Raw genomic sequence first — 21,570 nt, forward strand, 5'->3', positions numbered from 1 at the left:
TTTAAACAGTGGAAGGAGCGTTTTCATGAATACAAACTCTGTAGCTCAGACGTTGAACCGAGTTCAAGAAACGATTGATTTTGCTTTAAATGAGCTAATGGAAGTAAAAATCGTAAGAGAAAATGACCCTACTGACTATGCCCTTGCTCAAAAACAGTTAGACGATTTATCGATTGAATTAGAAACATTAATTGAAGATTCGCCAATTGAAGAACGCGCATCATTAATCGAAGCACAAGAAAAAATTCGCGAAGTCCAAGAAACAATGGTCCGTGGAATTTAAAAATACATGTAAAAAATCAGCAATTTTATAAGCGTTGCTTAGTGGCTACTTTAAGAGGGAACTCTTTTTAAGTAGCTTCTTTTTATCTATTGGAATCCATATTTTTAATTATCGCTTTTAATCAAAACGTGTTCTTTCAATGCCTTCTATTATAAATTCTAATTCTGTTAAAAAGTTTAATTGTAGTGGACCAGGCAATTGTTCTTGGATTTCTATCACTTCAGCCATCTCTTCCGCTTCTAGAATGTCTTGGGGTTTGATTTGAAGAGAATAATACCAAGCTTGCACTTCGTCAATAAATTCATAAAAGTGTTTTTCAAATCTCTCTGCTACTTCTTCACTGTCTTCGTCATTTGTTTTTTGCATCATTTCCCAATCAAATAATGCGTTCTCAAGCGCGTTCAGTACTTTTTTATTCATAGTCTTTCTCCTTATTCTGACAATAGGTATACAGCATATCAAGATGAGGAATCAAATCATGAATATATACTTCTGAGACAGATAAAAAGCCAAACGACTGGTAAAAATTTTCTAAATAATGCTGTGCTTGAATTTTTATCTCGGTTTCATGTAAATCATGTAAAACAAAGTGAATCGCTTTCCTCATTAATTGTTTCCCTAGTCCTTGACCTCGGTAGTTTTCATTTACAATCACTCTACCAATCGAGGCTTGTTCATAATAAGAACCACTTTGGAAGATGCGAGCATAGGCCATAATGGCTCCATCTTCACTTTGAGCAACTAAATGATAGGCGTCTATGTCTTTACCGTCTAGTTCAGGATAAGGACATTCTTGTTCTACAACAAAAATATTAATTCTTTCAGTCATAATGTTATACAATTCTTGGGTAGATAGTTCTTCAAAGGTCTTTATACTCCAATGCACTTGCTCCAACTCCTTTTTGTAAGAATACCATAAGTTGGGCATAAGAATCGATTAGAACTACCTCCAATAAAAAAACGTTAAATGAATTGCGTGATAAGGTAATAAGCGACAGCGATAAGTAATATAAAGGCTATAAAACGAAAAACGACCTTTGTCACTTTAAAAACAATCCATAATAGAAGTATGAACGCAATAACAAACCATATTCCTTCTAATCCCATGACAAAAGAACCTCCTCTTTTTTTCTTTTGACATCTTATGCGATGATTTGAAGAGCTATTCTTCTACTCCCTCCTTTTATCCTATTTAGGACTAGATTAAACTTCACCGAATTTTGATTTCAACCCCTTTATTTATTCAAGCCTTAATTCCATTGGGGTATTTACAGGCACATCAAAAATCCACAATAATATAATTGTAATAGGAACTGATAAAATATAAGTTAACAGTGGTCTAGTATGATGTAATCGGAACATTGGGAACATAACTGCAACCAAAATGACAGACCACCAATATGTCCATCCATATTGATAATAAATACGGTCCGTCACAAGGTAAATGTATTCAATGCCAATATAAATAAAAATCCACACTCCATTATGCACCACTTGTTTCCTAAATGTTTGTGGATAATGCCCTAAAAACAATAAAATCGTCCCAGGGAAAACCACAAAAGTATAGACCATTTCTGTTATTGTATGATTTACCAAAAAATCAGGATTAAATTTCCATAATAAATAATTCGCACATAGGAAATTATAAGCAAGATTACCACAAGCATAATAGAGCATTGTTGTATGATACAGTTTCCAGTTTTTATATGTACGACTTTTCCATACAGCCAATATAACAATAATTGTAATAACTACATGCATAATGTTCTCATCCCTATATGTTTTTTATTACGTTTCCCTTAAAAAGAAATTTAATGTTCTGTATTATCACTTTAGAAAAATTGAAAAACAAAAGGTTATTTCACAAAACACATGAAGGAACGCAAATAAATGTGTATAATTATGAGTATGGACATGACCTGGCACACTTCAATACTCGTTACATAGCGAAAGGTGGTTTATTTTTACATGAAAGAAAAAGTAAAATTACAAAAAACAGCAAAAGAGATGTTAAAAGCAACAAGTCGGACGTTTTATATTCCTATCAGCGCATTACCTAATGAATTAAAAGAAGCAGTTACATCCGCTTATCTTTGCATGAGAGCGATTGATGAAATAGAAGACCACCCTCAATTTCCAGCTGAACAAAAAATTCAATTATTACGGAACGTTAGTGACTTGTTACAAAATCCTAAAGCAGAATTAGAGCAACAATTAACAACTCTGTTAAAACCTTTTACTCACATTCTTCCATCCGTTACATTACGTCTTTATGACTGGATTGTTGTTTGCCCACAAGAAGTACAACCAAATGTGTTGCATTATACAGCAGTTATGGCCAAGGGAATGGCAGATTGGGTAGAGAAAGGGTTTGAGGTAACAAACGAAGAAGACCTAGACGATTATACGTATTATGTTGCAGGTCTAGTTGGAGAATTATTATCCGAACTATGGGCATGGTATGATAATGTTGAAACAGACCAAGAATTAGCCGTCGCATTCGGTCGAGGGTTACAAGCTGTCAATATTATTCGTAATCGTGACGAGGATTTAGAACGAGATGGCGTTGACTTTTTCCCTGAAGGTTGGGAAAGGAAAGATATGTTTAGCTATGCTCGTAAAAACCTCGCTTTAGGTTTGCGTTATATGGAAAACTTAAAACCTGGACCGATTTATAATTTTTGTAAAATCCCGCACGCCCTTGCCCAAGGTACGTTAGAAGCGATTGAAAAAGGCAGAGAAAAGCTTAGTCGAACAGAAGTTGTAAAAATTGTCGGCCGAGTAGCAAAGGAACAAATCTTATAGAATAGCTTTCAAAGCTTCACAGCTATAGCATAATTTTAAATGTTTTTTATATGGTAAAAAGGTCTCCATTAGCGATAGCGTCTAATTGGAGACCTTTTTATTATAAGATTTTTGTTAAAGGTTTTTTGGCTGGTCCTTCGATAACTTCTCCTTCAATAGAAAATCTAGACCCATGGCACGGACAATCCCATGTTCTGTCACCGCTATTCCATTCAACCTCACAATACATATGAGTACAGGTAGTATCAACAAGCGTCACATTACCTTCTTTATCTTTATAACCACCACAGCGCTTGCCGTTAACATGGACTGGTGCACCTTCATCCAATCCTAAATCATCTGGTGTGCGTGTTACATTATCCAGTTTCCCTTTTATAAACTGAGCCGCTACGTCTGCATTTTCTTTGACGATTTTCCTGACACTCGGGTCAGCAACAAAACGGTTAGGACTAAATAAGTCAACAAATGGATTTTCTTTATTTATAATTAAATCCGTGAGTAGCAATGCAGCATTTGTACTGTTCGTCATTCCCCATTTACGGAAACCTGTTGCGACAAAAACATTTTCATGCCGATGAGAGGTTTGGCCGACATATGGCATCTTGTCTGCTGTTGTATAATCTTGAGCAGACCAACGATACGGAATGCTCTCTACGTCAAACACTTTTTTCGCATATGTTTCTAGCGCTTCATAATGCTTTAGCATTGATATCCCTTGCCCTGTTTTATGTTCTTCTCCACTTACTAACACAAGTCGATCATCCTTTCCAGCAGAGCGCAAAGAACGAGATGGTTTCTCGGCATTAATATACATCCCACCTGGATAATCTTCTTTAATTTTCACTCCTACAATATACGAGCGATAAGGATACAAACGCGAAAAGAATAAATTTCTCCCATCTTTAAACGGAAAGTGTGAGGCAGCAATAACATATTTACACGATACTTTATACCCATCCTCCGTCATCACGATAGGTCGTTCCCCTTCTTCGAGGTCTATCACCGTGGTCTGTTCATAAATATGTCCATTTGATTTTACGTCTTCAATGAGCTTAGATAAATATTGCAATGGATGAAACTGAGCTTGATTTTTCATCATAATTGCCGCTTTCATATCGACAGGTACGGGAATATTATGAACAAACTCTGAAGGAATCCCTAGTTTTTGATAGGCCTTCCATTCTTTTTCTAACTTGTCCATGTAATCATCAGCATTTGTATACACGTACGCCTCTTGTTTTTTTAATTGACAGTCAATGTTGTGTTTAGAAACGATGGATTCAATAAAATGTTTTGCCTGTTCATTTGCCTCATAGTACATTTTTGCTTTTTCTTCTCCAAAATGTTCAATAAACTCGTCATATATTAACCCATGTTGCGATGTAATTTTTGCCGTCGTATGTCCTGTCGTCCCATTTGCAAGCTTTCCCGCTTCAAGTATTGTTACACGTAGCCCTTGTTGAGAAAGTAAATAGGCGGTTGTAATCCCAACAATTCCTCCACCCACAATAGCGACATCCGTTTCAATATGATCATTCAGCTTCGGAAACGATTCAAGCGTAATCGACTCTCTCCAATACGGTTCCGGTTCAGATGGTAATTGATGAAAACCTGACATAATCTTTTCCTCCCTCTATTCGTTACACTTATATGTAAGTTTCCATAAAATAGAGAAAAACATACAAACGTGAAAGAACAAATTCAAGGTTTGTACACGCTAATAAATAGTTTGTACAAACAATAAGGTTCTATTGATTCCATCTCTCATTTTTGCGGTCATAGCAGCCGTTATTTGTGAACATTAAACGGGGTTCCGTTTTTTAGCGGCCACAGGAGCACTTATTCACACAAAAGCAACGCTACTCCTAGTGATATATTATGATTAACTGACCCTGTGTCCGCCAATGTTCCAAAACGATAGCAATGTTCACAGATAACGGTTGTCATGGCCGCTTAATCGCTTCTTTGGGCAATAAGCTGGCATTGCCTATTGTCCACCTCGATATTTATAAAGTCTTTTTATGAAAAGCCCATTTTAACAAAGGAGGTACAAAAATTAAGATGATGAGCAATCTAACGAATTGAAGAGAACTTACGATGGCAGGATCAGCCCCAACCGCTTTGGCCGTCAATACCATCTCAACTAACCCACCTGGTGCAACACTTAAAAGTCCAGTCGCCATTGAAATGTCTGTGATTTGACTAAATACGAATCCTAGTAGAAAAGATACAAAAATCGTGACCAAAGCTATTAAAAAAAAGACGATACTATACTTTCCAGCTACCTTTAAATCACTTGGTTTCATCATCGAACCAATGGAAATACCGATCGTCATTTGAGCAAATAAAATGACGATATCAGGCAAAGCTGGGAGAATGAATCCACCAACTTGCAAGAGTGCAACTATAAATAAAGGTACAATTACAAAAGCTGCGACAATTATTTTTCGTAATATCCAAGCAAAAAGAGCTACTACGACAAACCAAACATAATGAAGGGAAAAAGAATAAACATTCTGTTCTATTGAGTCAACCGGTAATGGATTTGGAGTTGAAAATAATAGAACAACAAAAAATGGAACAATAATTACAACTGCCAGTAATCGAATCGTTTGAAATATAGTAACCATACTTGTATTTGCTCGTAATGACTCACTTACAGCAGCCATTTCCGAAAGACCACCTGGAATAGTTGATAGTACACTTGTTTTCTTATCCATTTCAATCCAACGACTGACCAGCAATGCATTACAAATACAAACAAAAATCAGGACTAATGTTAAAAACAAAAAAGGGAGAAGATAAGGACCGATGAGAACAAATGTTTCTCTTGTAAAAGACAACCCAAAATAAGAACCTAATATAATAAAAGAAAGGTTTTTTAAAAATAATGGATAGTTTGTTTCTTGTTTTAAAAATATTCGAAAAGCTAACACGGCTGTTAACGGACCAAGCAGCCACGGTACTGGTAAATGAAAATAAAAAAACAAAAACCCACCGATTAAAGCAACACTATACGTTTTCATGATGATAACGAATGATTTCATGAAGGATTCTCCTTCCTAACTTACATACGAAAAATAGGTAGGGTCCTTCGAAAAGAACCGCTACCATTCCCTTTTTCATTCTTTATTTTTGAGTCGATAATATTTTTTCCAAGACAGACTGAACTTGTAATCCTTCTTCAAAATCAACAAGGAAGGCATCATGACCATCCATTTTGCGGCAAACCTCTTCTAGTAATGAAAAAACCTTCTTCGTTTGAAGTTCTGGTTCAATAGAAGAGAATTCCTCTCCACGGTTCGCAACCTTTACTTCTCGCCAATTTTCAAAAGAAAGAGATTGTTTTGTTCCATGAATCGTCAGAGCAATTCGCTCATTAGATGCTTGCCCAACTAAACCATCGATGATAACTTTTATACCATTGGCTAATCGAAATTTCGCAATGAGTCCAACTTCACTTAAATCGGGGTCAGTCGGATAGTCAATCTCAGCTTCTACTTCGGTTATGTCACCAAATATATGCATGATCATTTGGATATAATGTGGCATAATTTCCCGAATGAAACCACCTTGCTCTCTTGTTCCAATCCAAGGTGTCACTTGCCAAGGTCTTGGCCATTGGTCAAAGTGCATGAGTAAATTCACTCTCAAAATGTCACCAAGCAGTCCTTCTTCTACTTGCTCTTTCACATATGTAAAAGGAAGACTATACGGAAGCGGGAAATGCATTGCATGTACTAACCCTTTCTCTTTTGCTTTGTCTAGCATTTCGTTTGCTTCATTTAATGAATTCGCTAATGGTTTTTCACATAATACATGTTTATTATGCTCTAACGCACTCATAACAACATCATAATGATAAGCCGGTGGTACAGCAACATACACAAGGTCAATATCGCTTCGACTGACGAGTTCTTTATAATCTGTAACATAATGCGGGACATCAAATTCTGATGCCGCACTTTCGGCAACTTCTTCATGGGTATCGCAAACACATTGAATGTCTGTTAGTTCTTCAGCAGTAAAACTGTGAAGTAATCGTTTCCCAACTACACCTAACCCAACAATGCCGACTTTCTTCTTTTCCATACTTTCACCTACTTAGATATATACGTTTCTTTATCGATGCCGGTTAGAAAAGGGCTAACTTCCTTTACATAACAAATCGATAAGGCATGCATTGCCCGTGTACACGCCGTGTAAAATAATTTTCTTACACTTTCATCATGATAAAGGTCTTTGGAACCATTAAAGATAATAACCGCATCGAATTCTACTCCTTTGGCTAAATACGAAGGAATAATAAGAACTCCTTTATCATACTCGCTTGTGGATTTTGTAATCAAGCGAATTGCTTTTTCTTTTTGTTTTAAATACGAAAAAGCTTCTTCACATTCCTGTGCTGTTTTGCAAATCACAGCGATTGTCCCCATATGAAGGCGTTTATAATGCTGTAATTGTTCATAGACGAGTTCATTTCTTTCTTGTTCATTATTGGCTTGAATGACAACTGGCTTTTCACCATGACGGTTAAAAGGAATAACATCAACTTGTAAGATTTGTTTCGTAAATTCAACAATTTCCTTTGTTGAGCGATAGCTTTTCTTTAAATTATAAAATGCAATTTCGTCAGGCTCATATCCTTGTTGTAATAAAGAAAATCCGTCTTCACTTGAGTGAGAATAAATCGTCTGACTGCGGTCTCCTAACACAGTCATTTTGGCCCGCGGAAATAACCCTCGAATAAAAGAGAATTGGAAAGGGGTATAATCTTGCGCTTCATCTATAAATACATGGCGAATCGAGGTATTCACTTGAAATCCCTCTAATTTTTCTTTTAAGTATAAATAAGGTGTCGCATCTTCATATGGTAAAAAACCTTGATTTACATGTTGTTGGGTTGTTTCTGCTAATGTAGACAGGTCATTGTTTTTGAAGTTTTGATTAAACAATTGTTTATACATCCCAGTCACATCAAGAAACTTAAAATTTTGAACAAATTTTCGAAGTGGTTTAAACTGTTTTTTCACAACAAGGGCCGCTAAGATTTCGTGTTCGCGGTCATAATTATCGATAGGATTATTTTCATTGTTTTTTGACTTTTGCAATTTTTGATAGGCCTTTAAATACGTTTCTTTATCTAGCAACTCGATCGCTTCATCAACCCACCGTTTTTTGCGCTCCTCAATTTCTTGTTTGCGGATGGCTTTTTCAATCCATTCCGTTAATCGATGAAGTCGGTTTGGAATGGATAACTTACTTTCAAGAGAATAAAACTTTTCACTCAACTCTCTTTTCGTAAAAAGTGGTTCTCCTCGAAATAAAATATCAAAAAATAACATCCCATCATTAGATAGTGAATGAACATAGTCATCAATAATCGTCATAAAAGTATGAGAAGACTTTATTTTTATACTGTTTATTCGTTGCTTATATTCTTCTGTTTGATTATCTTCTTGTAAAATGTACTCCATTTGTGCAAAGGGATCTTCCACTGTAAATTGTTCACCTAATCGATGGTATAAATATTGTTGAAATGTCGTTTGCTCCATATTTTCCTCTCCAAGTTCAGGCAAAACCGTAGAGATATAGCTATTAAACATCGGATTTGGTGAAAATAATACAATTTGATTTGCATCAAGCGTATTGCGATAGCGATACAGTAAATAGGCGACTCGCTGTAAGGCGGCAGACGTTTTCCCGCTTCCTGCAACACCTTGGACTAGGACAAGATTGGAACTTTCATTGCGAATTATCTCATTTTGCTCTTTTTGAATCGTCGCAACAATACTTTTCATTTGAGCATTTGCATCTTCACCTAGTACTTGTTGCAGGACTTCATCCCCAATTGTAATTCCGGTATTAAACAAATGCTGAATGATCCCATCTTTAATAATAAATTGTCGTTTTAATTCAACCTGACCTTCTATCAGCCCACTTGGTGTTTCATAATTTGCAGGTCCTGGACCGTAATCATAATACAAGCTTGATATTGGTGCTCTCCAATCATACACATAAAAATCAAGTCCATTTTTATCTACAAAGGAAGCGGTACCAATATAAATCGATTCCGTTTCCTCGCCTTCCTCGGTAAAATCAATTCGACCAAAATAAGGTGAATGTTTTAATCTATATAAATGTTTCACTTCATTTATTGCAATTCGATGCGTCCGTTCTCGTTCTGACAGTAATTCTGCTTGTTGTTTAATACTCGCATGGGTTTCAGCAGCTTCTTCAGCATTGTCTAAATTCACGGTTATATCTTCCCAAAACCTTTTTCGAATATCGACCACATCTATATTAATTGTTCCTAACTTGTTTTCTAATTGCTCCATTCGTTCTTTGATTTGTTCAATGACAAAATCAACTCTTTTTTGTTCAGGCCATTTTTCTTCTTTCATAGACTCACTCCCTTTACGGTCAACAATAAAATTCTATGTTACCCTTTTTTTGGATCCATATTCAATATGGAAGGAAAAAAGAAGCTCAAATTTGAACTTCCTTGACAAACGAGAAACTCGTTATAGTAGGGTATTACAATCAAAACGGATATACGCCGATAAGATTAAAAAAACACAAGATTTAACCGAAAACATGTCGTATTCGAAGGGGAATTCCTTAAACATGTTTGAGCCATTGTTCGTGAATTACGCTGTCTCGTTTTGTTTTTTCGATTTCTTCTTTAAAAATAATTCTCGTCTTTTTTTCATCGCCTTTGTAATATAACCACCTTTGAAGTTTCGAGGTTCATAGGATGCTACAAATGCTGATGGCTCATAAGAACTAATTAGCGCGTAAAATTCTTTTTCACGGTCTCTTCTCGCTGTACAATCAAGGCGGTAGCGCATGGAGTTCATGCCTTCTACTTCGCTAGTAGACACACTAAACCCTTCTTCTCTTAATTTATAAATTAAACATTCATTTTTATATGGGATATTGGCCTCTATCGTAACATAACCAATCGCAAGCTTTTCTTCTAGGACGCCACCAATGTAAACACCTAAACCAAAACCGACAGCGTAGGCAATCATATTTAAATAATTGGAAAGGTCACTAAAAACAAGCCCCAATGCTCCAACATATATAATGCCTTCTAACATACCCATCCCTGAAGCTTGCCGTTTCATCCCTTTGACCATGAGCACGGTTCGTAATGTCAAAACGGGTACAAGTAACAGTTGAGCGATAAAAATAATGAGTGCTTGCCACATTGTGCATCTTCCTTTCTTTCATTATTACCTTGCTAAGTGTAACAGATGTTACAAGGAAACATAACCTTAAAGTCATGATTTCTATAAAATGTTTACTTGCCATTTCTATCAAATGATTTACTGCTCTGTTTTGTTCCATATATAATTAAGAAAAACACGGGAGCGTCTTTTCTTTCAAGCGAAGTGAGAAACCCTGCCCGCTTTTGAAAGTGAACCCCAAGTGCTCTTCTTTGGGTGAAACGCGCAGGTGCGAAACCTTGCTCTTCTAGAATAAACTTTCAAAGCTTCACTGCTATCCAAAATTTTTATTTCTAATATAATAAAAAAGAGAGGAGATGGAAGAAATGAGTGATTATCATACGTTTAATACAAGATGTTTTTTTTTTATGTGGTATACAACAAGTAAAAGAAGTCACTGAAAACCACCACATTGAATGGATTGTAGATTTACGAGGTGAAATCGAAGTTCCTCCCGAAAACTCTAAAATAAACTAGTTCAATTTCCACTAATCGATGCAAAACCAAATCAAACAGAACCATTAAACAAGCAATTGATTATGTCGCTTCTAAAGCAAGGCAAAACGAACCTTTAGTTCTGCATTGACAAGGTGGCAAAAGCCGCACCGGTAGTGTGGCCATTGGATTATTACTTGCATTAAAAAAGCAAACACAATTGAAGAGGCCGAAAAAGCTATTAAAAAATATATTGTAAAGAATTCGTAAAAAATACGAAAGTTCAATTGTTCATAAAGCTAAATATTGGTATGGTAACGTTAGACTTTTTAATTGGGGGTACAAAGTGTGTCAACGAAACAAAAATACGAGCGTAGGTCCCTACTTGAAATCCTCCTTGTTTCCACAAGGCTTGGATTTACTTCTTTTGGCGGACCGATTGCTCATTTAGGCTATTTCCATGAAGAGTATATTCGGAGACGGAAATGGATGGATGAAAAAAGTTATGCAGACCTCGTTGCGCTATGTCAATTCCTTCCTGGGCCTGCAAGCAGTCAAGTAGGGATAGGAATTGGCGTCATGCGAGCTGGATTGTTAGGTGGGTTGCTTGCCTTTATTGGATTTACTTTACCTTCTGTCATTGCTTTAATTGTATTTGCTTTAATTCTACATAGTTTTGGATTTGATGGAAGTGGATGGATTCACGGATTAAAGATAGTCGCTGTCGTCGTTGTCGCCCACGCGATTTTAGGAATGGCTAAAAACTTAACACCTGATTTAAACCGGAAAACCATTGCACTTTTTGCGGTCATCGCAACATTATTATGGCCAACCACTTTTACACAAGTTGGTGTCATTATTATAGCCGGTGTGATTGGCTTTCTTTTATTCAAACAGCAAATCATTGAAAACGGTGACACATCAGTTGAGTTTCCGCTGTCAAAACAGTTTGGCATCGTTTGCCTTACTTTATTTTTTAGTTTACTTGTTCTTCTTCCTCTTTTACGTGAGATAACTTCATTTCAATGGGTCGCCTTATTTGATAGCTTTTACCGTGCAGGTTCACTCGTTTTTGGAGGCGGACATGTCGTCTTACCTTTACTTGAACGAGAATTTGTTCCTACAGGTTGGTTAACAGAAGAACAATTTTTAGCAGGGTATGGAGCGACCCAAGCAGTGCCAGGTCCATTATTTACTTTTGCAGCTTATATCGGCACGGTTATTTCTGGGTGGCAAGGTGGCTTACTTGCGACGGTAGCAATCTTTTTACCTGCATTTCTTCTTATTTTAGGAACATTACCTTTTTGGGACGCCCTTCGAAAAAATTCAACGGTTAAAGGTGTATTTATGGGAGTAAATGCAGCGGTTGTCGGAATTTTAATTTCTGCATTATACGATCCAATTTGGACAAGTTCTATTCTTTCAACTGTTGATTTTGCCTTTGCTGCTCTTTTATTTAGTATGTTAGTGTTTTGGAAACTCCCCCCTTGGGTTATTGTGCTTGTTGGAGCCGTTGGAGGATTTTTCCTTTCGTTATAAAAAAATATTAGAGGCTGAGAAAACATCAACTATTGCATGAGAGAAAAACCGCTATTTTAAACTTCATTCCGTCTTTTTCTCTGCTTTAGTCTCAGTATTTTTTTTGTTTTCTATTGGTAAAAAAATACAAAAAAATTTATTGTATGCTTTTTTCAGACTAACTAACAATAGCAATGGGAGCAATCCTAATACACTTTTTGGAGGGACTAAATATGAACTTAGCAGCTCACGAATTATTAGAAACATCAGAAGCCTTAAGAACGAAAGCAGCAGAAATCGAACAACATGGGGTGTTTGCGTCTCAATGTAATGACCAAACCTTACAATCTATCCTTAAAAAGCATCAACAACAAATGATTTCTGCTTATCAACAAGGGATTAACTTGATGACTGGAAAAGGTGCTCACGTTACACACCAACCCCCTAGTTTCCAATCGCAACATTCTATTGGAATCGAAAACCAAACAACAATGTCAACACCAGCAACAAACCCCACAACATTATCAGACCAAACGATTGCTACATTAGCCTTGAACGTTCATAAAACTGGTTCAATGATGGGAATGCAATGGGCTAACGAATGTGCTGACCCTCAACTTCGTATGTATCATGTAAATGGAGCTAATCTTTGTCAAGAAATGGCTTATGAAATTTGGGCATGGATGAACCAAAACGGTTATTATCAACCTCCGACATTTAGTCAACAACAAACAACCCAAATGACAGCAATGTTCCAGCCGATGAATACGATGACAATGGGGAATACAACAATGCAACAGCATAACAGCGGGTATACAATGTAATAAAGAAAAACACGGGAGCGTCTTTTCTTTCAAACGAAGTGCGAAGCCTTTGCTCTTCTTGAAATAGCTTTCAAAGCTTCACTGCCAGACCAAAACTTTTATACTTTCCTACCTATCAAAAAAGAAAAAACCTCAATTCATTGAACTGAGGTTTTTCTATTTATATAATTGCTGCAAAATCAAACGCCTTTAAAGGCTTTGCAAATAAATAACCTTGCATTCGATTACAACGATGAGAGACAAGAAACTGTTTTTGATGGACTTTTTCCACACCTTCAGCAATAATTTCCAATTTTAACGTATGAGCTAATTTAATAATCGCTTCAGCAATTTCGGAATTATTGTTATTTTCATCAATATTTTGAATAAAGGACTGATCAATCTTTAACTTATTAATCGGTAATGTGTTCAAATAACTTAATGAAGAATATCCTGTCCCAAAATCATCAACTGAGATTTTAATTCCATATTGTTGTAGCTCTTGTAATGCTTTTATTGTGTTGACTGTATCGTACATTAAAATCGATTCTGTAATTTCAATTTCAAACCATTCCGGTTTCACATGGAATTCGGAAAGTAGTTCTTTCACTTTATTCACCATAAACTTTGGTTCATGAAATTGCTTCGCTGAAAAATTGACAGCGATTGTTAAAGGGTTATCCATCTTTTTGTTCCATTCTGCTACTTGTTGTAAGGCCTTCCGCATCACTTGTTCCCATACGTCAGTAATAAGACCGGTATCTTCAGCTAACGGAATAAAATCTATTGGTGAAACTGGTCCTAATGTCGCATCCTCCCAACGTACTAACGCCTCTGCCCCCACAACTTGATTTGATTCAACATCAAAAATAGGTTGGAATACAGCTTCAATTTCTTTTTGTTCAATCGCCTTTCGCAGACGAGATTCAATATGAAGTTGTTCATCAGAACGACTTTTCATATGTCTATTGTAAACAACGATGCGATTACCACCTTTTGCTTTTGCTGTATACATGGCCATATCCGCATAAGTTAGTAATTCAGAAATATTCATTGTATCTGTTGGATATTGTGCTATTCCAATACTTGCACGTATATACACTTCTGTCCCTAATAAATTCACAGGGAATTCAAGATTGTTTAATAAAGAACTCATTCTCGTTTCAATCGTTTTTTGATCCATATCATCTAGTAAGATAATAAATTCATCTCCACCTTGTCTAGCTACAATACCAATTTCTGGTGGGAAACATTGTTTAATCCGCTTTGCCACTTTACAAATCAATTCATCTCCTTGACTATGACCAAGTGAATCGTTAATTTGTTTAAAACGGTCTAAATCGATAAAAGCTAAAGCGATGTTCGAACCTTCTACTTCTGCTTTTTCTTTTAATTGTTGCAGTTTTTCTTGGACATATCTTCGGTTTGGTAAATTCGTTAATGGGTCATGGTATGCTTGATGTTGGATAATCGCTTTACTTTCTTCTAAATCATCAATGTACTCTTTTAAGTGTTGACTTAACTGGTTAACGTCTGTAGCTAAACGCCCAAGTTCGTCTTTTCTTTGCAACTCAATTTTTCGATTGAAATTTCCTTTTGTAATTTCATTAACAGAATCGGCAATATAGGAAATTGGACTAGTCAATGACTTTGATAAAAGAACCGAAATAATAAGAACTAATAGGAAAAAAAGTGCAGAAACACTAATTTGATTCATTAAATCTTCTTTTAATTGGTTACCGATTACTGAATAATCATAGGAAACACCTACAACAAACGGTTCCCCTGTCGTCGAAAAAACTGGAACAAACGATTTTTGAACTTCTTTCCCGTTTATCATTTCTTTATAATATGTTGTCGTTTTCGAATCCATTGCTTCTTTAATATGTGCAGCATCCGTTTTCGTATTTTCATAATGATAACTTCCATACCAAATCGGTTGCTCTGAAATCCGAACATACGTATTTCCATTTAAATTCACCGTTTTTTCGTTCTTACCAAAATTATTAGGATTAAATACAGTTAACTCCAGTAATCCTTCACGTGTTGATTCATAATGCTGAATTGCGCTATAGGGTCCAAAACGACGCTCAAAATCTAAAACATCTTCATCGCGAAAATAAGGGTTAATGAGAAAATCAGTTGTCCCATCATAATAGTATCCCCATTTATCACGGTGATTCGGGTTTGATGAGGCTATTTCAATGGGACCTGACCAATAATGCTTTAAGGTCTGACCTTCATCCACAGTAACAGGCTGGACGTCAAATAGCTGTGAAAATGCCTCATACCAATAGCCCCATTCTTTTGTAGACAAATCAATTTGATAAGGGTCGGAAGAACGAACTCCTATAATATCATCATCAGATTTTGCAAATAATGTAATATGAGCTAACATTAGTTCTCTTGCTATTTCTACCAGTTCCTCATTAGTGACATTGTCATACTCATCATCAATCATATGCTTGACTGCAATGGAGGCGGTTCTAAGCTCTCGACCCATCATTTCTTCAATGAATTGAGTCGTTTCTTTTGAGCGATTCACATGATACGTAACCTCACGAGTAATCATTGAAATATCAGATTCATACCGCTCCATTACCTTGTTTTCCCAGCGTATATAGTGAATCGCACTAAATGTTGTTAATATCACTAGTACGACGAGTGAAAAAATAAAAGGAATTTTTTTCTTTATCGACATCCTGCCTTTTCCTCCTGTTACTTTCAAATACAAAATATTACAAAAAAAGAAGCACTATGGAATCATTAGTGACTTAGGTGCCTCATTATCTAACTCATTATACCATGGTTTACAAAGGAGGAATGGAGGTATATATTACAATCTTTTTAAAGACTCATTTAATTTCGTTTATGTTTTGTCTTTACCTTTTCAATGGATACTTTCAGTTCGTTTTCAATATGTGCAAGGTGTATTTTATCCTTTTGTGCGACTAATGTAATCGCAACTCCTTTTTCTCCTGCCCGACCAGTTCTTCCGATTCGATGAATATAGCTTTCGATATCATGAGGAATATCATAGTTAATCACGTGAGTTACTCCTTCGACATCTAATCCTCTTGCCGCAACATCTGTTGCAATTAAATATTGTATTTCGGCTTTTCTAAACCTTATCATGACTTCTTCTCTTTTTGTTTGAGACAAGTCTCCATGGAGAACATCACAAAGATAACGAAACCCATGTAACGCTTCATGAAGTCGGTTAACCCTTCGTTTCGTTCGACAAAATATAATCGCTAAAAACGGCTGTTGTTCATCGAGAACATTACGTAATGTTTCTTGTTTAGCACGATCTGTAGTTTCCACAACATATTGGTCAATATCAGCTATTGTCCATTTTTCTCTTTTAACCCTTATATCATAAGGATCTTTCATATGTAATGTTGCAACACTTTTCAATTCTACAGGTAATGTAGCTGAATACATTAACGTTTGTCTTGTAGTCGGAGTTTGTTCGATAATCGCTAACACTTCTTGTAAAAAACCCATATGTAACATTTGGTCAGCTTCATCAAGAACAAGCATGTTGATTTGAGAAATATCAATGGTTCCTCTTCTAATATGGTCTAACAAACGACCTGGAGTCGCAATTACTATATGAATATTCCCATTAAGCTTATGAATTTGTTGCACAACATCTTGTCCACCATAAACAGCAACAACATGTATATCGTTCATTTTTCGAACGATTTTGTTCGCTTCTTCTGTAATTTGAATCGCTAACTCTCTCGTAGGAGAAAGAATTAAAGCTTGTATTTTGTTATTAGAAACTTGTATTTTTTGAAGAAGTGGCAAAAGAAACGCTAACGTTTTTCCGGTACCCGTTTGTGCTTGTCCAATGATATCTCTTCCTTCTAACGCGGGAGGGATCGTACTAATTTGAATCGGTGTTGGTTCAACTATACCTTGCTCAGCAACTATAGCACGTAATTGTTCTGACAAACCAAGGATAGCAAAATCTTTCATGCCACCACACCTACTTTCATAGTTTTTTCTTTATTTTTCCCTACTTTCGTTTGAAAAACAAAATAAAAAAGATTCCAATGAAGGAATCTTTTTCTATAATGGTTACTTATTTTTGTACGTTAGCTGCTTGTGGTCCACGTTGACCTTGCTCGATTTCGAAAGTAACTGTTTGACCTTCTTCAAGTGATTTGAAACCTTCGCCTTGAATTGCAGAGAAGTGAACGAATACGTCGTCTTGTCCTTCTACTTCGATGAAACCGAAACCTTTTTCTGCATTAAACCATTTTACTGTACCTTGTACCATATTGTTGTGCCTCCTGTGTGGACTTTCCCACTTTGTATTACTATTTTTGCTCTTCAAAATCTTTCAAGACGAAAATCACTTTATTAAGCTCTTTCTTCTATCCAATTATCCGAACAACAATAATTAATCTTATTATAGCATGTTATATATAAAAAGCAAATAAAAATTGGAAAAATAATTTAATTAGGTTTGTAGACCTAGAAAAGGGTAAGCGTTTCCCAAATTAATTTGATCACCAATTACCGAATGCCTACATATAGTATTTTATCGGTGTTTCTTCACCATTAAGAATGGTTATCTCACCTTTTTAGAAAGGGGAATTTATTAAAATGGAACTAACAGTCGCTCATTGGATGTACTTACTTGGCACTTGCATTATTATAGGTACGATGTTACTTCGAAGAAATGTAGTCGTTCCCGCTTTGTTTATGACTTTTCTCATAGGATGGATATTTTCTGGATCAGTAATAGAAGGGTTACAAACGATTTTTACTGCGAGTGTTACAGCAGCCGGGGAATTGTTTCATATTTTCTTAATTATTGCGATTATGACAGCGTTACTTCATGCTCTTAAATCGATTGGGTCGGATGAACAAATGATTGTGCCGTTTCAAAAAGTAATGAAAAATGGAACAACATCGTTTTGGATTCTCGTTTTTGTAACATATGCTTTATCATTATTCTTTTGGCCTGCTCCTGCTGTTCCACTCATTGGTGCTCTTCTCATCCCCGTGGCAATCCGAGCAGGCTTGTCTCCAATCGGTGCCGCACTAGCCATTTCTATAGCTGGTCATGGGATGGCCTTATCATCAGATTTTGTCATTCAAGCGGCACCAGCATTAACCGCATCAACAGCAGGATTAGATGCAGCGATTATTACGGAAAAAGCGCTCATTTTATCCTTAATAACAGGGGTTGTTGCTCTTACACTTGTATATTTATCCATCCGCAAAGAAATAGTTGCTCCATCAAAAGAAAACCTTGAGAAGTGGGAAAACGAAGACGACGATGATGATAACTTAATTAGCCCTTCTCACACAGAAGAAACAGAGAAATCGAAGAAATTTAGTTTTCTTTTTGCGGTTCTTGTTCCAGTCGCTTTTCTAGCGATTGTCGTTTATGTTATCCTTGCTACTTTTACAAGCGCAATCCCTTCAATGGAAGGCGGTGCTGGAGCTGCATTAATTGGGGGAACTGCCGTACTCCTTGTCATCGCCGTTTCATTTGCACAAAATGCAAAATCTGCATTTGATAATGTTGGTGATTATATTCGAAAAGGATTTGTCTTTGCTTTTAAAGTAATGGGTGTCGTCATTCCGATTGCTGGATTTTTCTTTATTGGAAGTGGAGACTTCGCTGCACAAATTTTTGGGGTTGATAGTGATCATGCACCAGCTTTCTTATTTGATTTAGTGCAAGCTGGGCAACACGCTATACCTGAAAATACGTTTATCACAGGGTTCGGTGTTCTTTTATTAGGAATGATTTCAGGTTTAGATGGATCAGGTTTTTCTGCATTACCACTTATTGGTGGGTTATCTGAAGCATTAAGTACTTCGGTAGGAACAGATGCTGCCACACTTGCATCAATTGGGCAAATGGGTGCTATTTGGGTAGGTGGCGGTACACTTGTTGCTTGGTCACCGATTATTGCCATTGCAGGTTTTGCCAAAATCTCTGTAATGGAATTAGTGCGGAGAAGTTTTATTCCCGTTGTCATTGGTTTGACAGTGTCAACGATCTTTGCTTTGTTGTTTCTTTAGGCAATTGAAAAAAACATGGAGAGAAGTTCTCTCCATGTTTTTATTCACTTTGTAGATTGTAATACTTCGATAATTCAATAATCATAGCTCCCATTCTTTCTAATTCAGGAGCGACATAATGTTCCACACCTTCTTCTCTTAACGCTTCTGAAGTGACTTTCCCAACCGAAACAGCATCAATCTCATTTGTAAATAAAGATAGGAGCTCTTTATCCGTTCCTATTTTTTTTGCGTACTTAAATAATGAACGAACTTGTATCGCTGTTGTAAAACAAACAGCATCCACCTTCTTTTCTTTCATTTCTTGAATCAAAGTTTCTACAATCACATCATCAGGTGCAGTATGTTGATAAGGTAACACTTGAAGAATAGACGCCCCTTTACCTTCTAGAAATCCGATCATTTTTGGAGAAGCATCACCATGAAGCTGAACGGCAACTCGTTTTCCTTGCAAATCAATATGCTTTAAAGATTGGATTAATCCTGCAGTTGTCCCATCTTCATCAACTGCGACAGGTTGAATCCCCAATTTCTTTAAGACCCCAAACGTTTTATATCCACGTGAAGCTACACTCGCATTTTGAATTACCGATAAAAAATCATCATAAATCCCAAGGCGTGAGGCAACATCCAATAATGTTTGAGTCCCAATTCCTGTTGTGAATATAAAAAAGTCCGGTTTTTCTTCAACGATTTGTTTCAACACAGGTTCTACTTCTTTTTCAGCTAAAAATACGGTTCCTTGCATAGACCTTACTAATGCCGTTCCTCCTTGCTTTTCAATTAAAGTCGTCATTTCATCGGTTTTTCTTGAAGCTGCTAACACAATTGTTTTTCCTGCTAATCCTTTTTCCATACTGACCCTCATTTCTACTTTACTATTTATATAAACATACTATGTTTTACGTGAATTCACAATATAATCCTATATAACAAGTAGCGTAAACACATCTTTTTATGAGATCAAGAGAGTCCCATCCTTCTATCGAATGAAACTCCCTTTTTAGATTATTTTTTTTCAAATTCTTTTAATAATGCTTTATAACCAGCTCTCGTTAAATTAAAATCAACATCTACAACATTTGCTTTTTGAAGAGCTTTTTTCGTTTTATCTGACAAACTTAGTTTAATATAGGCCAACTCTTCATTGATTTTCGTAAGCGACCCTTCTAACAATGTGTCTTTTTGAAATAAAGGAACAATCTCTTTGATCGGATCTTCTTTAGAAAAATACTTTTTTGTCAACAATAAAGTTTGCTGTAGTTTTGAAATCTCAGCATTCTTTTTTTGAATTTGTTCTCGATATTGTTCCTTCTCGATTTCCTTTAGATTTGCTTTAGAAAACAATTCTTCCAGTAGCTGCGTTCTTCCCAAATCCAATTGTTTCAACTCATCAACTTTTTCATCCATATCTTCCTCGACCTCTTCTACCGGGTCAAGATTCATTTCATTTTTATTTCGTTGTTTTAGAATTTTATTTAGTTTTATATTTACAGTAATCGTAAGAATAAACAAAAACAAAATAACAAAGACCCGATAAATAAAATCATTAAAAATCGAGGAATATACAAGTAGTGAAGCTAAAGCGGAAAAGAAAAACAATAATAACCAATCTGTCCATTTACCAGGATTTATAAGGCGATTCCAAAGCGAACGTGGTTCATGATTTTTTGACATATGTATTTCTCCTTGTTTGTGTAAGACATTTCAACATTAAATTATATGAAAAAGCTTGTACATATATCAGTGTAAAAAGTCCTATAAATATAAAAAAGTGATTTTCACGTCTCATCTACCACAGTAGTTGACTAGAAAATCACTTTATTGTTATTTTACGAAAAATTATTATCATACCATAGTTTTGCTTGTTCCACTTCATCTTTTGTTAATTGATGGCCACCATTCGTCCAAAATTCTGATACTGTGGAATTCGCTTGTCGTAATTGCTGAGCCAACTCTTTCGTTTCCTGTTCAGGAATTAACGGATCAAATTTGCCAGCACCAATAAATACAGAAGTTTTACTTAAGTCAGGTATTTCTATATTACGTAGGGGAACCATAGCATGAAACAATATCGCACCAGAAAGAACATCTTCATAATGATAAAGTAAACTTGCGGCGATATTGGCGCCATTAGAATAACCGATAGCAAGAACACGAGAACGATTAAATTCATATCGGATGGCCATGTCATCAATAAAATCTCGTAATTCTTTTGTGCGATAAATTAGGTCTTGTTCGTCGAAAACACCTTCAGCTAACCTTCTAAAAAAGCGAGGCATCCCATTTTCAAGTACATTTCCACGAACACCTAATGTTGAAGCTTCAGGTGCAATCATGTCAGCTAATGGCAATAAATCTCGTTCATTTCCTCCCGTTCCATGCAATAACAACAAGACAGGTGCATTTGGATTTGTTCCTTGTTTAAATATATGTTCCATAC

At 36.0% G+C, this 21,570-nt stretch carries 20 protein-coding genes; 5 read left to right on the plus strand and 15 right to left on the minus strand.

What is annotated here, in order from left to right; all coding sequences use genetic code 11:
* The first annotated feature begins 25 nt into the window (after window positions 1–25).
* Window positions 26–283: a DUF2524 family protein gene (locus T323_RS0103625; protein ID WP_026672060.1), complete on the plus strand. Its 258-nt coding sequence runs from the start codon at window positions 26–28 to the stop codon at window positions 281–283.
* A 117-nt stretch (window positions 284–400) separates the two neighbouring features.
* Here T323_RS0103625 and T323_RS0103630 read toward each other — a convergent pair whose 3' ends face one another.
* The 4 genes from T323_RS0103630 to T323_RS0103645 form a co-directional block, all read right to left on the minus strand.
* On the minus strand, window positions 401–703 hold the full coding sequence (locus T323_RS0103630) for a hypothetical protein (RefSeq protein WP_026672061.1): 303 nt from the start codon (window positions 701–703) through the stop codon (window positions 401–403).
* Window positions 696–1,178, minus strand: coding sequence for a GNAT family N-acetyltransferase (locus T323_RS0103635; protein ID WP_218971030.1), 483 nt, complete (start codon window positions 1,176–1,178; stop codon window positions 696–698). Before T323_RS0103635 ends, T323_RS0103630 begins: the two co-directional genes overlap by 8 nt.
* Window positions 1,179–1,246: 68 nt before the next feature.
* A complete protein-coding gene (locus tag T323_RS28705) occupies window positions 1,247–1,390 on the minus strand; it encodes a hypothetical protein (RefSeq protein ID WP_156942384.1) in 144 nt (47 codons plus the stop codon).
* A gap of 132 nt (window positions 1,391–1,522) precedes the next feature.
* Complete coding sequence (locus T323_RS0103645; RefSeq protein WP_026672063.1) at window positions 1,523–2,044, minus strand: CBO0543 family protein; 522 nt, start codon at window positions 2,042–2,044, stop codon at window positions 1,523–1,525.
* 207 nt (window positions 2,045–2,251) lie between these two features.
* On the opposite strand from T323_RS0103645, the gene T323_RS0103650 reads away from it, so the two are divergent.
* Window positions 2,252–3,088 (plus strand): squalene/phytoene synthase family protein, encoded by an 837-nt coding sequence (locus tag T323_RS0103650; RefSeq protein WP_026672064.1) that lies wholly within the window; start codon window positions 2,252–2,254, stop codon window positions 3,086–3,088.
* A 100-nt stretch (window positions 3,089–3,188) separates the two neighbouring features.
* On the opposite strand, the gene T323_RS0103655 is transcribed toward T323_RS0103650, so the two are convergent.
* The 5 genes from T323_RS0103655 to T323_RS0103675 all read right to left on the minus strand — a co-directional run bounded on the left by T323_RS0103655 (window position 3,189) and on the right by T323_RS0103675 (window position 10,302).
* Window positions 3,189–4,706, minus strand: a complete 1,518-nt coding sequence (locus tag T323_RS0103655) for an FAD-dependent oxidoreductase (protein ID WP_026672065.1) — start codon at window positions 4,704–4,706, stop codon at window positions 3,189–3,191.
* A 388-nt stretch (window positions 4,707–5,094) separates the two neighbouring features.
* Window positions 5,095–6,135, minus strand: a complete 1,041-nt coding sequence (locus T323_RS0103660; protein WP_026672066.1) for an AbrB family transcriptional regulator — start codon at window positions 6,133–6,135, stop codon at window positions 5,095–5,097.
* 82 nt (window positions 6,136–6,217) lie between these two features.
* Window positions 6,218–7,180 carry a Gfo/Idh/MocA family protein gene (locus tag T323_RS0103665; protein ID WP_026672067.1) on the minus strand — a complete coding sequence of 321 codons (963 nt, stop codon included), beginning with the start codon at window positions 7,178–7,180 and terminating at the stop codon, window positions 6,218–6,220.
* An 8-nt stretch (window positions 7,181–7,188) separates the two neighbouring features.
* Window positions 7,189–9,492, minus strand: a complete 2,304-nt coding sequence (gene helD, locus T323_RS0103670; RefSeq protein ID WP_026672068.1) for an RNA polymerase recycling motor HelD — start codon at window positions 9,490–9,492, stop codon at window positions 7,189–7,191.
* Between the two features lie 246 nt (window positions 9,493–9,738).
* On the minus strand, window positions 9,739–10,302 hold the full coding sequence (locus T323_RS0103675; protein ID WP_026672069.1) for a DUF2179 domain-containing protein: 564 nt from the start codon (window positions 10,300–10,302) through the stop codon (window positions 9,739–9,741).
* A gap of 801 nt (window positions 10,303–11,103) precedes the next feature.
* Here T323_RS0103675 and T323_RS0103685 point away from each other — a divergent pair.
* Both T323_RS0103685 and T323_RS25885 read left to right on the plus strand, forming a co-directional pair.
* The gene (locus T323_RS0103685) at window positions 11,104–12,294 is read left to right on the plus strand and encodes a chromate transporter (RefSeq protein WP_026672070.1); all 1,191 of its coding nucleotides are present in this window, start codon (window positions 11,104–11,106) and stop codon (window positions 12,292–12,294) included.
* A gap of 212 nt (window positions 12,295–12,506) precedes the next feature.
* Window positions 12,507–13,097, plus strand: a complete 591-nt coding sequence (locus T323_RS25885) for a spore coat protein (RefSeq protein WP_051556342.1) — start codon at window positions 12,507–12,509, stop codon at window positions 13,095–13,097.
* A gap of 160 nt (window positions 13,098–13,257) precedes the next feature.
* Here the strand turns inward: T323_RS25885 and T323_RS0103700 are convergent, their stop codons facing one another.
* From T323_RS0103700 to T323_RS0103710, 3 genes are all read right to left on the minus strand, one after another.
* On the minus strand, window positions 13,258–15,777 hold the full coding sequence (locus tag T323_RS0103700; RefSeq protein ID WP_026672071.1) for a GGDEF domain-containing protein: 2,520 nt from the start codon (window positions 15,775–15,777) through the stop codon (window positions 13,258–13,260).
* A gap of 158 nt (window positions 15,778–15,935) precedes the next feature.
* Window positions 15,936–17,060, minus strand: a complete 1,125-nt coding sequence (locus T323_RS25890) for a DEAD/DEAH box helicase (protein ID WP_051556343.1) — start codon at window positions 17,058–17,060, stop codon at window positions 15,936–15,938.
* Between the two features lie 106 nt (window positions 17,061–17,166).
* Entirely contained in the window at window positions 17,167–17,364 is a 198-nt protein-coding gene (locus T323_RS0103710) for a cold-shock protein (protein WP_026672072.1), read from the minus strand.
* 329 nt (window positions 17,365–17,693) lie between these two features.
* Here T323_RS0103710 and T323_RS0103715 point away from each other — a divergent pair, with 329 nt between their 5' ends.
* Window positions 17,694–19,127, plus strand: coding sequence for a hypothetical protein (locus tag T323_RS0103715; protein WP_026672073.1), 1,434 nt, complete (start codon window positions 17,694–17,696; stop codon window positions 19,125–19,127).
* 40 nt (window positions 19,128–19,167) lie between these two features.
* On the opposite strand, the gene T323_RS0103720 is transcribed toward T323_RS0103715, so the two are convergent.
* From T323_RS0103720 to T323_RS0103730, 3 genes are all read right to left on the minus strand, one after another.
* Entirely contained in the window at window positions 19,168–19,983 is an 816-nt protein-coding gene (locus T323_RS0103720) for a uroporphyrinogen-III synthase (RefSeq protein WP_026672074.1), read from the minus strand.
* A gap of 152 nt (window positions 19,984–20,135) precedes the next feature.
* Complete coding sequence (locus tag T323_RS25895) at window positions 20,136–20,804, minus strand: hypothetical protein (protein ID WP_035177515.1); 669 nt, start codon at window positions 20,802–20,804, stop codon at window positions 20,136–20,138.
* Window positions 20,805–20,959: 155 nt separating this feature from the next.
* Complete coding sequence (locus T323_RS0103730) at window positions 20,960–21,568, minus strand: alpha/beta hydrolase (RefSeq protein ID WP_026672075.1); 609 nt, start codon at window positions 21,566–21,568, stop codon at window positions 20,960–20,962.
* Window positions 21,569–21,570: the final 2 nt, after the last annotated feature.

Source organism: Alkalihalobacillus bogoriensis ATCC BAA-922 (assembly GCF_000621445.1).
GTDB lineage: Bacteria > Bacillota > Bacilli > Bacillales > Bacillaceae_F > Bacillus_AO > Bacillus_AO bogoriense.